Origin of the sequence: Pseudomonas sp. MF4836 (genome assembly GCF_002018875.1) — a bacterium.
Taxonomy (GTDB): domain Bacteria; phylum Pseudomonadota; class Gammaproteobacteria; order Pseudomonadales; family Pseudomonadaceae; genus Aquipseudomonas.
Map to the genome: position 1 here is coordinate 165,033 of NZ_MVOL01000014.1, position 13,726 is coordinate 178,758.

The following is a 13,726-nucleotide window of genomic DNA, read 5'->3' on the forward strand; positions in this document are numbered from 1 at the left end:
GCTGGTTGCGACCATGGCCGCGCCTGCGACGATCCCGGCACAGCCTACGATTCGGATATTTTTGTTCGATGACTTCAGTTCCATTGCGAAAACACTCCTATCAAAAAATGGCAGTCGAGGTTCTGAAGACCGCCGCAGATCGCTCTTGCTGCGCGGTCCTAGAACGTCTCAACGCTTATCGTGAACTTCAGCCGGCCAGGCACTGAAGAAAAATATGATTCCGGGAATCATTAAGTAGATCCAGTTAGTACTTGGATGCACAACCAGTCCGACGATCCACGCGACAAGTAAAACGCCGCCAACTCGACGCCGACGCTTGGCGGTGAACCACTCCTGAAAGACCTCAGGTTTTTCACTGGCCATCATTACGCTCCTTGTTTGAAAAGCAGCGAAGCATATCACCCACCTCAACAACTCACGCCAGCCGACGAGGATCCTCTATGCCCGTCACACAGGGTTGAGTTTGCTTGGACATAGAGGCTTGTCTTGCTGAGGCACGAGCGCCAGCATTCCCTATCTAAATGCCCCGGCCTGCCTTCAGGCTGCGATGAGTAGTCAGCACTCCATTGTTATCAAACAGGAAAATCATTTGGTTCCCTGCGCCATCCTGGCAAACAACGCCGTCACTCTCGCCATCGACAATCCCTTGGCAAGCCATGTTCCAGACATAAGGGCGGATTTGGCACTTCAGCGTTTTACCGTCCTCAATCACCAAATGATGGGTGGCTGAGATGCTTTCCGGCGCCGGTTTAGGGCAAGCTCCCTCCCCCCAATTGACCCCATTGTGGTTGGGTTGCGAAACACAACCGGCCAACAGGATTACAGGCAGCAGATGTTTGTAATTCATGGTCACCATCCTTAGTTGTGACGACGCCATCGAGCGTCTGCCTTAGAGACGGGCATTATTGTGCGTCACTTCGCGTAGGCATTTAAAGGCTGTGCCCTGCCGTTCTCGACGGCAAGCGCGAGGCAGATCACATTTATAGAGGGGCGAATTGGAGGTGACGACCAGCAATTGAGCGAGATGACAAGTAAGGCCAAGAGGTTACCTGAACCCGCCAACTGCACTTATCGTCAACACCGGAAAGCATCGCAGTCAGTATTCCTGCTCAGCTCATTTGAGAAGCTCGCCCGGCCCTGCAACGTTGAACCATAGGCAGTAGGCAAGTTATGGGCCGGGAGAGCGCAGGAACCATAACGAGGCGTGACGCCGGCGAAAATCAGAAAATTCTGAAACTCGCTATATGGAACGACAGCAAATATGGCCGCCCCTGCTAAGGAGGCTGAGCTATTTGGACACGAACTACCGAGGTTGGCGTAATCGCTCCAGTTCGGTCTGTAGCCAAGTACTTGCAGGTTGCGTCCCTGAAGGGCATCGCACCTCATAAGCCTTTCCACTGATGCTGCTTTTGCTGGCGGCGAGATTGATGAAGTCCTCGGCACTGCTCACCATATTTTTGTTTTCGAGATAACTCAGCTTTTTCTCGAGGTGCTGCCGTGCTTGCGGTGCTGGGTATTCGGTCCCATTGCGTACGAACAAACAATCGCTGCGCTCAACAAAACTCAGCAAGCCGTTTATTTCCTGCGTGGCCTGCGGCGTCGTCTGAGCCTGGAGATTACTAACCGTTAGAACTGCGCCAAGACCCACTGCTGTCAGCCATTGAATCAGCCCACGCTTCATAATTTCCATACCGCTCCCTCATCTTGATTTGGCGGGACTGTAGCACTTTGAGCTACCCATAAACGAAATTGGTATTAGCGCAGGACTTGCACAATAAACGCTATACGAGCTTAAGCGTGACCCCGCCGATGAAGTCAGTGATTTAGATCAGACCTTGGTTGACTGAGTGAAAGCCCAGCCAAATGCGATAGCGGCAATGCTGGGCCGTATCAGGTCTGTTGCTGGCGCCGAGCCAGTAACTATCTGCAGGCTGGCGATTATGAAGAATACAACTGCGGCAAGGATGCCCAGCACCGAAATCCAGCGGAAATATCTTGGAAACATCGAATGACTCCCTTTAAAGGGGCGCGATCGTAGTTTCAATTAGCCATCACTTCAACTGTCAGCCGCTTTCGGCGGCTGCCCCACGGAAGAGTCGGCCCGCTTTCTTAGATCTCCTGCGACCTTACCGCTTGCCACCACTCAACCGCAATGCCCAGGGAGGCGCGACTTTTCCTATCATGCAAGGCTCGGCATGCATCCGACTCGCAATCGCAGTTGCTGATCGGGTCGCATGGCAATTCAATTGCGCGCCGACCTTGAATGCATCACCACGGCCTGTCGCTTGTGCTTCTCGGCAGGCTGCATCGGAGTCTGATCTGTGAATCGATTCGACACTATGGGGGCCGACATCGCCAGAGAGATGCAGCGCAAGGCGATGGGCGCTCGATAGCAAGCGCGTAAGTCTTCCAGGTTCGACTCCTGGGCAGGTCACGAGCACTGGCGAACTGAAAACGGCCATGGAGCTTGGCGCCGGAGACCTAACCGGCATTTCTCTAACTTGAGATGCTGGCAGTGCCATGCTCAAATAGATGATGGCCTTTTGATATGGAGCTCTCAGTTGAAGCAGTACCGCGGATTAATCATTTTTTTTTCGGCAGCGACTCTACTCTTTGTCCTGGCCCAGGTGTGGCATGCACAGTCTGCTCCGGAAGAGAAAAAACAAGAGCAAGAACGCCAGCTTAGAGGGACCGCGCTCATCATGAATGCCGGGACCCCAAAGATGCTCGATGAATCAAATCGCCTCGATTCGGTAACCTACAAAGATGGGGTCATGCGGATCTCATACACGCTCACCACCGTCTCGAAAAACGAAGTTGATGCCGATGCATTTAAGAAGGAAAGAAAAGCCATTGCGGCGTCTGTATCCTGCGATGAAAAAGGGCTAGGAACTTTCGTGAAGTCAGGACTGTTGGTTTATTACACCTTCAACGACTCAAGCAACTCACCGATAGCGGTCTTTCAGATAGACAAGTCCGACTGCCTCTAAAAATCAGTACCTAAAGCCCGCCTCTATCGCGGGCTTTTTTATCGGCGCCGCGCTCAGCCAGCGTGACCAAAACCGCAATCCGACAGGGGACTGCCAACCGATCCCTTGCACTTTCATCGCGAGCCTTGGCGATGTACCAGCGGGGTCGCGGCGTTCGGGTGAAGACCTGCCCGCCCACAACCGCACGTGGCGCAGCAAGCTTGAAGGCTGCGCCGTTACCGGACGTCAAGCAGAGACACTAGGGTCGCAGGTAGGCGAACATGTGCTGTACATAATCGGCTTTTCCGAGCGGTACGCCGTTATGGCGCAAGATGTTGTATGCCGTGATCAGGTGAAAGTAGAACTGCGGAGTAGCCCAGTTCACAGCGTACTCATTACCGGTCATATCGAAGGCCATGCCATTGGGTAACTCAATAGCGATTTCGCGCTCAGCCCCTTCCTCTATTTGAGTGCGGTCCGCCGAATCAAGAACTGCCAGCGTACGCTCGATCAACACCTTCGCTGCTGCCAGGGTTTCGGGAGGAGTGAACGATTTTACTGGCTGCTGCGTCAGTCGCTGGACCGCCTCCTGCGCCTGCGTACAGGCGTACTGAACTTGCTGGGCAAGATTGTGCATATCCGGTGCGAGTCGAGATTCAAGCAGAATGCGCGGGTCGTAACCATGCTCTAAAGCAGTGGCTTCGCCCTTAGACAAAAGAGAAGACAACGCTCGCAGCATCTGCGCGAAACAGGGGATGGTAACTGAGTAGACCGACATATTTTTCCCTAGATAGCCATTCAATGCGGTCTGAATCCTAGCAGATTGCAGCACGACTCCCGGCAATAGAAGCGCCCTCTTCCCCGACCGAATCCGCATGCGCTCCGCTCCATGCCCATTGGTATCCAGTGGAGTGTAAGCGTGCATCCGAGTCTTGAAGGATCAGCATCTGCCGCACTGGAGACAAGCCTCTCGAGACTACGCAGAGCACAGTTCGCACACGACAACTGTGTGCTTCCACCGATAAGCAAGAACGGCCTAGCCGAGTCGAAAGGGCTTGAGGCGCACGCCGAACATCTGCTGATGGGATAGTGACCGGCAGTAAGGTCTTAGAAGGCCTGGCGCACGACAGCCCCTCATCACAAGGGGCCATCGAACAACGCGTCAGAATAGATCAGTAACGGCGATGAGGATCGTTGTAGGCGCTCCAGTCGAAACTGAAGTGCCCACTATTGCTGCTCGGGTTGTAGTTCTCCATCAGTACATTGCGCTGGACAGTATCCCAATCCAGCGGCGCGATGGCCTTGCTGGACTCGACAATGACCGTACTGTTCTGAGTGATGGCCGACAGGTAGTACAGGTCCAGGCGCGAGCCCACCGTCTGGGTCTTGTTATAGGCAAAGGCATTACCATTCTGCCTGCCCGCCGAAGTGGCGTTGTGCGCATAAACAAGAACAACCTGATAGACAATGAAGGTGCCAGGCCCCGTCAATTGAGTGCTTTCGCTGAACGTCTGAGTAGTAGACCAGGACTCACTGCTGCTAAATCCAACGGAGATATCAGAACCGACGTTGACGATACCGATGCTACCTCCAACGCTGTATTTGGCAGTGACACTGGTCGTGAACGTTTTGGTGTGCCCCTTAGTCAACTGGTAGCTGCGAGTCTGTGTCACCTGCTGCGGAATGGAAATGGTGTCCATGTACTGCAGGTAAGCAAAGACCGGGCGAGTGTAGGTGCCCCAATTCTGCTTGCCGATAAAGATGTCGCCGTAGACGGTGATGCCATCAACCCAGCAGCCTTGTTTGGGCGCGCTGTAATCCAGCAGGTAACTGTCGATCGCATAACCACCCCGCTTAGTCGGGAACTGATCGAAGTTGCCGGCAAAGTTGGATGTCAAAATGGCGCGGGCATTTCCTTGCTCGCTGTTCAGGTCGTCAAGTTCAATCGAATGACTTTGGGGTTGGTTCAGTTCTTCCTTGATCGTCATACTCGCATCCCTCGTTGGGTGTGTACAAAGTGCCAGATGGCGCTGCGAAGTATTGAGCATTGCAATGAGTGTTCAAGGCGGATTGTTCGTGCCGCTAAAGAGGAGATTGCCGCCGCCAGGCGTAAGCAAAAAGCACACAGCGCTTAAATTCAATGACTTGGATGGGGCTCTATCTCAGGAGCACTAGGCACGTCCTCACCCTGGTAGCTCGCCTGATTTACTGAATGCCATGACCAGGTGCAGTGCGCGCCCACTATGGTGTCCAGCAATAAGCGGTATACCGATGGCCAACTCGCCCGATGCCATCGTCGCGAAATTGAGCCGCCAGGCCGAACGTATGCGCCTGGCCCTTGAGGTCTGCAAGCATGCTGAAAATAGGCTCACCTCCACTCAGATCGCCACGGCAGTGTCGATCGGGGTGAAGCGCGGGTCAGTGCACCACTGACGGTTGGGTAGCGATCGAGACGGTGAAGATCACGATAAACAGCACGACGAGAACCCAGAACATCACCACGACTATCAGCATGACGACCTTCAGGCTTTGATAAAGCCAGCGCAACCAATGGCCTTCGGGCTTTGCTTCTGAGCGGGTTCTGAGTACGCCTTTCAAATAGAAGCCAAGGAGGGCAAGCAGTGCGCCATCAATCAACAGCGCAGGCAGCCCGGCTTCCGGGAAAATGCTCCCCCACCCATAGAATGGCGAGCGGCTCAGGAACACTACATAACAAATGAGGCTGCCATAGGGGACGGCTCTCCACCACCTACCGGCCAGCGCTCCGACCATCAGGCACATAATCACCATGAATGGGTTGAGGAGAATATTGATCATCCAGTCCAGTACGTTGGGAAAGTAGCCCGGGGAATTGATGCTGCGCCAGATGTGCTCCCACATTGTTCGGTTTCCTGCCTTCGATGGAGTAAGTGCTGCTTGCGTACTTGCGTGCCGCTGCAAGGTATCGGCGTATTGTCGGGTTACATAAGTGCTGTTGTGTAAATTTGCGCCCGTAGGAGAAGTCGCCGCGTGTCGATCAGCCCGTCTTCGTACCGCGCCTAAGATCCAGATCAGACAAATCGGGATCAAGAATCGCCGGAAACAGCTCCCGAATGTGATGTTCACTCAGTCACTTGTCGCTGGTTTATGGAAGTAGATGCTCTGCCTGGGCGGCATAGCTCAAGCTCACCCGCAATTTGGAAAACCTGTTTCACAAACGCATCAAGATTCATGGCGACTTCCGGCCCGTCACCTGCGCCCTTTAAAGTCAGCCGCTACTCCCGACACTCGCCATGGCCTTGCCTGCACCAGCCTCACGGCTGCGCGCTAGAAGAATCTGTTGCATTGCCAGCTGTGCGCCAGGATCTCCGCATTCAGCCATGCACTCAAGACAATCGCCTCCGCAATCCTCGAGCTCTGGCGCGGTATCGAGAGGACGCTTGCAAATACTGCATCTACGCATTCTGGGCTCCAGGTTCGGTGTTCGGCCTAACCTTCAGTACGGTAGAGCCCCATAGCGAAAAAATTAAACAGCAATTGAACTGCCAAAGGTAAACGCAACCTGGCCATGGCAAAGCGTGTACCGATAATCGCTGGCTCATTGTGGCCATTGCTCAAGCAGGATCGAGACGAATTTCTCCGCCGCCGGCGAAAGCGATGCCCCGCGGCGGTAGACGAGGCCCAAAGAACGGTTCACCACCGGCTCGATCAAGGGGACGCTGACCAAGGTGGGATGATCCTGTGCCGGCATGGCCAGGCTTGGCATTGCTGAGACGCCCAACCCGGCTTCCACCAACCCCAGGGAGGTTGAGAGGTGTTGAACCTCGTAGAACCACTGCGGGCGCCAGCTCAAGCCGGACAAGGCGTGATCCAGCAGCATGCGGTTGCCGCTCAGGCGCCCAACCCCGATAAGGCGGTAGTCGCTCAACTCAGACCAAGTGACCGAAGTGCGTCCAGCCAACTCATGATCACGTCGGCAGGCCAACACAAACGGCTCGATGACCAAGGGCACGAACTCGATGTCCGGATGCTGCCCACTCATCATATTGATCCCGAAATCAGCTTCTCCTCGCAACACCGCTTCAAGCCCCTCGTTGGCACTCAAATCCAGTAAGCGGATGCGAATCTGGGGGTAGCGCTCGTTGTACAGACGAATCACCGAAGGCAGGAAATAGAACGCGGCCGTAGGGATACACGCCAGGGTCACTCGGCCAATCTGCCGCTCGGCAAGTTCGCGGATATTGAGAATCGACTCATCGAAGTCATCCAGCAATCGACGCGCCTTAGGCAGAAAGTCGCGTCCGACACTCGTCAGGCTGACCTTGCGCGTGGTGCGATCGAGCAACGCAGTGCCCAACCCTTCCTCGAGTTTTTTGATGCGGCGGCTGAGCGCAGGCTGAGACAAGTGCAAGGCATCGGCGGCTTCGTGGAAGCTGCCTAGTTCGGCGATTTTCACGAAAGATCGAATATCGTTGAGCTCATAGTCCATGTCTTGTCTCATCTGCAGAAGAAGTCGGGCAGCAATTTAACGCAAATTTATCATTCGTAAAACGCAATAATCACGTCAATCTTTGCATTGGAAACATTTTTCAAAGCTTGAGACTCTTGCCTCCGGAGCATCAATTACCTCGATTGATTAACAAGAGTCGGTCTCATGCAAAGAATTCCCTGTGTGCTGATGCGCGGTGGCACCTCCAAAGGCCCGGTTTTTCTCGACTGGGATTTGCCGGCAGCCATTGAGGCCCGTGACGAACTGCTGCTCAACTTGATGGGCTCCGGCCACGAGCTGGAGATCGACGGGATCGGTGGTGGCAGTCCGCAAACCAGCAAGGTTGCGATTGTCAGCCCTTCGCTGCACCCGGACGCGGATGTTGACTACCTGTTCGTCCAGGTAATGGTTTCGCAACGCAGGGTCGACAGCGCGCCCAACTGCGGCAACATGCTGTGCGCTGTCGGCCCTTTCGCTATCGAGCAGGGCCTGGTCAAAGGCACCCCGGGCCGCACCCGGGTCCGCATTCGCAACGTAAACACAGGGACCTTTGTCAATTCCGACGTGTACACACCGAATGCCAAGGTCAGTTACGAGGGCGACACCGCCATCGACGGCGTGCCGGGTACCGCAGCGCCCGTACAACTGACGTTCCTCGATGCGGCCGGCAGCAAGACCGGCAAGCTCTTCCCTACCGGCAATACGCAAGACGTGATCGATGGCATTTCGGTGACTTGCATCGATATGGCAATGCCCATGGTGCTGATCGAGGCCAGTCAACTGGGCAAGCGTGGCGATGAAAGTCCCGCAGAACTGGACGCCGATAAAGACTTCCTGCAGCGCCTTGAGTCATTGCGGCTTCAGGCGGGCCGGGCCATGGGCCTGGGCGATGTCGGCGACAAAGTGATTCCAAAGCCAGTGCTGGTCTCACCCCCAAAAGCCGGCGGCACGATCCAGGTTCGCTATTTCATGCCACATAGCTGCCACCGCGCCCTTGCCATTACCGGCTCGATTGGTTTGGCGACCGCGTGCGTGATAGAAGGCAGCGTCGTCGCACAGATGCTCGGCGGGATCAGTACACCGCGCCTGGAAGCGGTGCGTATCGAGCACCCAAGCGGCGCAATTGATGTCGTATTGTCATACACCGGCGTCAACGGTGAGACAATCCAGGCTTCTGTCGTACGCACTGCCCGCAGGCTTTTCTCCGGCTTCGTCTATGCCGCGGACTCTCAGCGCCTCGCCGGATAACCCCGGTGGTCGTTGGCATTTTTGCATCCGCACAATTCTAAAAATGGGTGATGCCATGAAAGTTGTTAAATCGCTCTACTTCCAGATTCTCTGCGCCGTGGTACTGGGCATCGTGGTCGGACACTTCTGGGCCCAGCAGGCCATCGCGCTCAAACCATTGGGTGATGCCTTTATCAAGCTCATCAAGATGATGATTGCCCCCGTGGTGTTCTGCACCATCGTCACCGGCATCGCCGGGATGAGTGACAAACGCTCACTCGGCCGACTGCTCAGCAAAACCATGTTGCTGTTCTTCGTACTGACGGTGATCAGCCTGATCATTGGCCTGGTGGCGGTGTATGTGTTCCAGCCGGGCGCTGGCATGAACATCGATCCCAGCCAACTGAGCACCAAAGGCTTGGCCCAGTACACGGAGTCGGCCGCAAAGCTTGGGTTTGTGGAGTTTTTCATGCACATCATTCCCGAGACCTTTATCGGTGCCTTCAGTAAAGGAGAAGTGCTGCCTGTGCTGTTCATTGCCGTGCTGTCCGGCTTTGCCTTGTCATCACTGGGCGAGCGTGGCAAGCCGGTTCTCGACGTACTTGAATCGGCCTCGCACATGGTCTTCAAGATCTTCGCCTACCTGATGCGTTTTGCACCGTTCGGCGCTTTTGGGGCCTTGGCATTCACCGTCGGCCAGTACGGCATCACATCGCTCGGCTCGCTGGCGAAGCTGATCATGACCTTGTACATCGCCTGCGGCTTCTTCGTGTTCGTAGTATTGGGCAGCATCTGCCGCGCCAACGGCTTCAGCCTGTGGAAACTGCTTCGCTACTTTCGCGAAGAGTTCCTGGTGGTGCTCGGGACCTCGTCCACGGAACCTGTCATGCCGCGAATGCTGGAGAAGCTCGAAGCACTGGGCTGCAAAAAAGGGGTCGTGGGCCTGGTACTGCCCACCGGCTACTCGTTCAACCTGGACGGCACCGCCATCTACCTGTCGTTGGCGGCGATCTTCATTGCCCAGGCCTGCAATATTGACCTGAGCCTGACGCAAATCATCACCATGCTGGCGATCATGCTGCTGTCCTCCAAAGGCGCCGCCGGCGTTACTGGCAGCGGGTTCGTGGCACTGGCCTCGACACTGACGGTCATTCACGACATCCCGTTGGCCGGCCTGGCGTTACTGATCGGCGTTGACCGCTTCATGTCTGAAGCGCGAGCCCTGACCAGCCTGGCCAGTAACGCTGTTGCGACGGTGGTGATTTCGATGTCTGAAAATGCCTGCCACCGCGAAACGCTGTCCCGGGTGCTCGACGCAAAACCCGATCCTGCAACCGGAGAAGCCTGGCAAGACCTGAAGGTCGCCAAACGCATCTAGCGAAAGCCGCAAACAGCTTCCCCTCACTTAACTGCTCCCCTCCCCGCCAGGCGCCATTGTGCAGCCAGGCGGGTCAGGACTCGTGCGCCTCGGCGTTAGCCATTCTTACGATAACAACAAGAGAATCGTCCTATGCTCGCTTTCCTTGGCCTGGCCATGGTGGTCGTATTCACCGTCCTCATCATGACGAAGCGTTTGTCGCCAATCGTCGCGCTCACCGTTGTACCTATCGTATTCGCCGTGATCGGCGGTTTCGGCGGCACCACCGGCAAAATGATGCTCGACGGTCTGAAGATGGTCGCGCCGTCTGCCGCATTGCTGCTGTTTGCGATCCTGTTCTTCGGCCTGATGATCGACGCAGGCTTGTTCGATCCGCTGATCCGCAAGATCCTCAAGCGGGTCAATGGTGACCCGATGAAGATCGCGGTGGGCACCGCTCTCCTGTCTTTGCTGGTCGCACTCGACGGCGACGGCACCACAACCTACATGATTACCTGCGCGGCGATGCTGCCGCTGTATAAGCGTATCGGCATGAATCCGATGATCCTGGCGACCATTTCCATGCTGTCGCTGAGCATCATGAGCGGCATGACACCTTGGGGCGGCCCCGCCACGCGGGCCATCGCCGCGCTGGGCCTGGATGCCGGCGAATACTTCGTGCCGTTGCTGCCAACCATGATCGGCGGCGCCATGTGGGTGGTCTTCACGGCCTTCATACTGGGGCGAGCCGAGCGCAAGCGTATCGGCAACGTGCAACTGCAAAGCGGTGGCGGCAATTGCTACATCAACGCGATTCTTGAGGACACCCCCCACAAGCGTCCGAAACTGGCCTACGTCAACCTGGTTCTGGTTATCGCGGTGATGGCGGCCCTGGTGATGGGGCTGATGCATTCCGCGATCCTGTTCCTGATCGGCTTTGTGCTCGCGCTGATGATCAACTACCCGCAATTGGATATTCAGAAAGAACGCATCCTGGCGCACTCAGGCAATGCCATGACCGTCGTGCTGCTGGTGTTTGCCGCCGGGATTTTTGCTGGGATTTTTTCCGGCACCAAGATGGTCGATGCCCTGGCCCAGACCCTGGTCGACTGGATCCCGCCGTCTTGGGGCCACTTGTTTCCACTGGTGGTTGCGATCACCAGCATGCCGCTGACCTTCGTGCTCTCCAATGACGCCTACTACTTTGGTGTGGTGCCGATCCTGGCCAATGCCGCCGCGGCTTACGGCATCGATCCGGTAGAAATCGCGCGGGCCTCGATTCTGGGGCAGCCCGTGCACCTGATGAGCCCGTTGGTTGCCTCGACCCTGTTGTTGGTCGGTATGGTCGACCGCGACATCGGCGACTTCCAGAAAGCCACCGTCAAATGGGCGGTGCTGACCTCCCTGGTCGTCACCGCGCTGGCCTTACTGACCGGGGCCATCAGCCTGTTCACCTGATTCACCTCCCTGCTGCCTTTCAACGCGCCTCCCCTCGGGGCGCGTGCTGTCCTGCACTCCAAATAACAACAATGAGACATTTGCCATGAACCCTGTGTATGCCCGTCGGGCCCTGTTTTGCGTGTTAGGTCTAGTGCCATTCGCCGGCGCCAGTGCCGAAGGCTTTATTGATGACAGCACCCTCAAACTGCAACTGCGCAATGTGTATTTCAACGAGAATTTTCGCGACGAGCACGGCTTGAGTGCACGAGCGGCCAGAACGGCGAAAAGCGAGCGCACTGAATGGGCCCAAGGATTCTTGCTGGACTATCAGTCCGGATTCACCGTCGGCACCCTCGGCTTTGGCGTCGATGCCCTGGGGCTGTATGGCGTAAAGCTTGACTCAGGACGCGGTCGCAGCGGCACCGGGCTAATGCCGGTTCATGACGACGGCCGCGCAGCCGGCGAATTTGCCAGCGCTGGCGCCACCGCAAAAGCGAGGTTCGCCAAAACCACGATCAAGTACGGCACCCTGCTGCCCAAAACACCGGTACTGATTTACAACGACGCGCGCTTGTTGCCCCAGACCTATCAGGGCACTCAGATCAGCAGCAACGACATTGAAAACCTGACCGTCACCGGCGGGCACCTGGACCGTTTCAAATTACGCGACTCCACCGACAGCGTGCCGATCGTGCCTGACGGCTACAGCGGGGGGGAATCGGGGGACTTCAACTATGTTGGGGCCGAGTACAAATGGGGGAAAAACACCCGCCTGAGTTATTTCTACGGGGAACTGGAGAATTTTTACCGGCAGAACTTCGCCGGCATCCAGCGCGACCTGCCACTGGCCGGTGGCGTGCTGACCGGTGACCTGCGCTACTTCGCCAGCGTGGATAGCGGCTCTGCCTACGCAGGTAAAATCGATAACAACATGCTCAGCGGCCAATTGTCCTACGCGATCGCTGGCCACACCGTCGGTGGGGGCTACCAGAGCCTGCGTGGCGACGCCGGTTTGCCCTACATCAGTGGCGCAACCGTGTACTCGTTCAGCAACGCCGGTATTGGCAAGTTCATCGAGGAAGACGAAAAGACCTGGATGCTCAGTTACGGCTACAACTTCGCCACCGTCGGCGTGCCCGGCCTGACCTTCTCTACGCGCTATCTGAGCGGCAATGACGGCAAGTCCACGACCACGGTTAAGGAATGGGAGCGTGATGCTGAGCTGGCCTACGTTGTGCAAACCGGCACGCTCAAGGGGCTGGGTGTGCGCATGCGCAACTATGTCTACCGCTCTGAGTTCTCCCGAGGGCGCGACAGCAATCGCCTCTACCTCACCTATGACATCGCCCTCTGGTAAGTCGACGATTGCGGCCCTTGCGGCCGCTTTCCTACAGGTTCAGGTGAGGAATCCCCTACATGCTGTTCAAGAACAAAGTACTGATCCTGGTGCTGGCCCCCGTGGTGCTGTTGTCCTCGGTGCTGGCACTGACAACAAGCGCCACCCTGCTGTCGGGCGCCGAGCACGAAGTCACGGTGACCCGCGAGCGTCTGCTCGATGAAAGCCGGGAACGCTTGAAAGACTACGCCACGCTTGCGCAAACCTCTGTGGCGGAACTGTATGCGCAGGCTGAGGCAGGGGACAAGGCAACACGTGAGCTGGCGATAGCGCGACTGTCCAAAATGAAGTTCGGCGACGATGGCTATTTTATCGGTTACGACAGTCAGGTCGTGCGCTTGTTTCGTGGCGACAACAGCGAAGGCGTCGGCACCAATATGAGTGACCGCAAAGACAAAAACGGGATTTACCTGAATCGGGAAATGGTTGCCGCAGCGAAGAACGGCAGCCACTTCGTCAATTATTCCGGAGCCCTGATCAACACGGATAAAGTCGTTCCAAAACTGGCCTACAGTCTTTACCTGCCGGCCTGGGACATGGTGGTGGTGACGGCCATTAACCTCGACACCATCGAAAACCAGGTGGCCCAGGTGCGAGGGGAAATCCATCAGCGTGTGCGCAGCCTCGTCTATGGGATAACCGTCATAGCCCTGATTGCGCTGGGAATCATCGGCGCGCTCGCGTTGTTATTGGTGAAAAAAAGCCTGCGTCCCCTGTCGCGAATTCGCGAACACCTCGATGAAATCGCAGCGGGCGAAGGCGACCTGACGCGACGCTTACCCGCAAGTCGCGATGAGTTCGGACAGGTGGCGGTGTCGTTCAATGCATTTGCCGACAAGATCCACGGGCTGGTCAGCCAGATCATTAGC

At 56.4% G+C, this 13,726-nt stretch carries 12 protein-coding genes and 1 pseudogene; 6 read left to right on the forward strand and 7 right to left on the reverse strand.

Features of this window, described 5'->3' with window-relative positions; all coding sequences use genetic code 11:
* Nucleotides 1-168: 168 nt before the first annotated feature.
* The 3 genes from MF4836_RS27905 to MF4836_RS27915 form a co-directional block, all read right to left on the reverse strand.
* The gene (locus MF4836_RS27905; RefSeq protein WP_078473052.1) at nucleotides 169-363 is read right to left on the reverse strand and encodes a hypothetical protein; all 195 of its coding nucleotides are present in this window, start codon (nucleotides 361-363) and stop codon (nucleotides 169-171) included.
* Between the two features lie 154 nt (nucleotides 364-517).
* Nucleotides 518-847, reverse strand: coding sequence for a hypothetical protein (locus MF4836_RS35640; RefSeq protein ID WP_078473053.1), 330 nt, complete (start codon nucleotides 845-847; stop codon nucleotides 518-520).
* Between the two features lie 456 nt (nucleotides 848-1,303).
* Entirely contained in the window at nucleotides 1,304-1,690 is a 387-nt protein-coding gene (locus MF4836_RS27915; RefSeq protein ID WP_078473054.1) for a DUF5329 domain-containing protein, read from the reverse strand.
* An 871-nt stretch (nucleotides 1,691-2,561) separates the two neighbouring features.
* Between MF4836_RS27915 and MF4836_RS27920 the strand changes: the two genes are divergently transcribed.
* A complete protein-coding gene (locus MF4836_RS27920) occupies nucleotides 2,562-2,990 on the forward strand; it encodes a hypothetical protein (protein WP_102047949.1) in 429 nt (142 codons plus the stop codon).
* Between the two features lie 238 nt (nucleotides 2,991-3,228).
* On the opposite strand, the gene MF4836_RS27925 is transcribed toward MF4836_RS27920, so the two are convergent.
* The 4 genes from MF4836_RS27925 to MF4836_RS27940 form a co-directional block, all read right to left on the reverse strand.
* Nucleotides 3,229-3,747: a DUF1993 domain-containing protein gene (locus tag MF4836_RS27925; protein WP_078473110.1), complete on the reverse strand. Its 519-nt coding sequence runs from the start codon at nucleotides 3,745-3,747 to the stop codon at nucleotides 3,229-3,231.
* 394 nt (nucleotides 3,748-4,141) lie between these two features.
* Nucleotides 4,142-4,957 carry a monalysin family beta-barrel pore-forming toxin gene (locus MF4836_RS27930; RefSeq protein WP_078473056.1) on the reverse strand — a complete coding sequence of 272 codons (816 nt, stop codon included), beginning with the start codon at nucleotides 4,955-4,957 and terminating at the stop codon, nucleotides 4,142-4,144.
* 430 nt (nucleotides 4,958-5,387) lie between these two features.
* Nucleotides 5,388-5,849 (reverse strand): hypothetical protein, encoded by a 462-nt coding sequence (locus MF4836_RS27935; protein ID WP_078473057.1) that lies wholly within the window; start codon nucleotides 5,847-5,849, stop codon nucleotides 5,388-5,390.
* Nucleotides 5,850-6,546: 697 nt separating this feature from the next.
* Nucleotides 6,547-7,437 (reverse strand): LysR family transcriptional regulator, encoded by an 891-nt coding sequence (locus MF4836_RS27940; protein ID WP_078473058.1) that lies wholly within the window; start codon nucleotides 7,435-7,437, stop codon nucleotides 6,547-6,549.
* Nucleotides 7,438-7,602: 165 nt separating this feature from the next.
* Between MF4836_RS27940 and MF4836_RS27945 the strand changes: the two genes are divergently transcribed.
* From MF4836_RS27945 to MF4836_RS36255, 5 genes and pseudogenes are all read left to right on the forward strand, one after another.
* The gene (locus tag MF4836_RS27945) at nucleotides 7,603-8,685 is read left to right on the forward strand and encodes a 4-oxalomesaconate tautomerase (protein ID WP_078473059.1); all 1,083 of its coding nucleotides are present in this window, start codon (nucleotides 7,603-7,605) and stop codon (nucleotides 8,683-8,685) included.
* 43 nt (nucleotides 8,686-8,728) lie between these two features.
* A complete protein-coding gene (locus MF4836_RS27950) occupies nucleotides 8,729-10,042 on the forward strand; it encodes a dicarboxylate/amino acid:cation symporter (protein ID WP_078473060.1) in 1,314 nt (437 codons plus the stop codon).
* 132 nt (nucleotides 10,043-10,174) lie between these two features.
* Complete coding sequence (locus tag MF4836_RS27955) at nucleotides 10,175-11,479, forward strand: CitMHS family transporter (protein WP_020294700.1); 1,305 nt, start codon at nucleotides 10,175-10,177, stop codon at nucleotides 11,477-11,479.
* 85 nt (nucleotides 11,480-11,564) lie between these two features.
* On the forward strand, nucleotides 11,565-12,818 hold the full coding sequence (locus tag MF4836_RS27960) for an OprD family porin (protein ID WP_078473061.1): 1,254 nt from the start codon (nucleotides 11,565-11,567) through the stop codon (nucleotides 12,816-12,818).
* Between the two features lie 59 nt (nucleotides 12,819-12,877).
* Nucleotides 12,878-13,690: pseudogene (locus MF4836_RS36255) on the forward strand (cache domain-containing protein); the annotation flags it as partial.
* Nucleotides 13,691-13,726 lie beyond the last annotated feature (36 nt).

Bases quoted from the DNA above. Each gene is read 5' to 3' on its own strand.
- MF4836_RS27945 (WP_078473059.1), top strand. From the start codon at position 7,603: ATGCAAAGAATTCCCTGTGTGCTGATGCGCGGTGGCACCTCCAAAGGC.
- MF4836_RS27950 (WP_078473060.1), top strand. From the start codon at position 8,729: ATGGGTGATGCCATGAAAGTTGTTAAATCGCTCTACTTCCAGATTCTC.
- MF4836_RS27930 (WP_078473056.1), bottom strand. From the start codon at position 4,957: ATGACGATCAAGGAAGAACTGAACCAACCCCAAAGTCATTCGATTGAA.
- MF4836_RS27905 (WP_078473052.1), bottom strand. From the start codon at position 363: ATGGCCAGTGAAAAACCTGAGGTCTTTCAGGAGTGGTTCACCGCCAAG.
- MF4836_RS27915 (WP_078473054.1), bottom strand. From the start codon at position 1,690: ATGGAAATTATGAAGCGTGGGCTGATTCAATGGCTGACAGCAGTGGGT.
- MF4836_RS27935 (WP_078473057.1), bottom strand. From the start codon at position 5,849: ATGTGGGAGCACATCTGGCGCAGCATCAATTCCCCGGGCTACTTTCCC.
- MF4836_RS27940 (WP_078473058.1), bottom strand. From the start codon at position 7,437: ATGGACTATGAGCTCAACGATATTCGATCTTTCGTGAAAATCGCCGAA.
- MF4836_RS27955 (WP_020294700.1), top strand. From the start codon at position 10,175: ATGCTCGCTTTCCTTGGCCTGGCCATGGTGGTCGTATTCACCGTCCTC.
- MF4836_RS27960 (WP_078473061.1), top strand. From the start codon at position 11,565: ATGAACCCTGTGTATGCCCGTCGGGCCCTGTTTTGCGTGTTAGGTCTA.
- MF4836_RS27925 (WP_078473110.1), bottom strand. From the start codon at position 3,747: ATGTCGGTCTACTCAGTTACCATCCCCTGTTTCGCGCAGATGCTGCGA.
- MF4836_RS35640 (WP_078473053.1), bottom strand. From the start codon at position 847: ATGAATTACAAACATCTGCTGCCTGTAATCCTGTTGGCCGGTTGTGTT.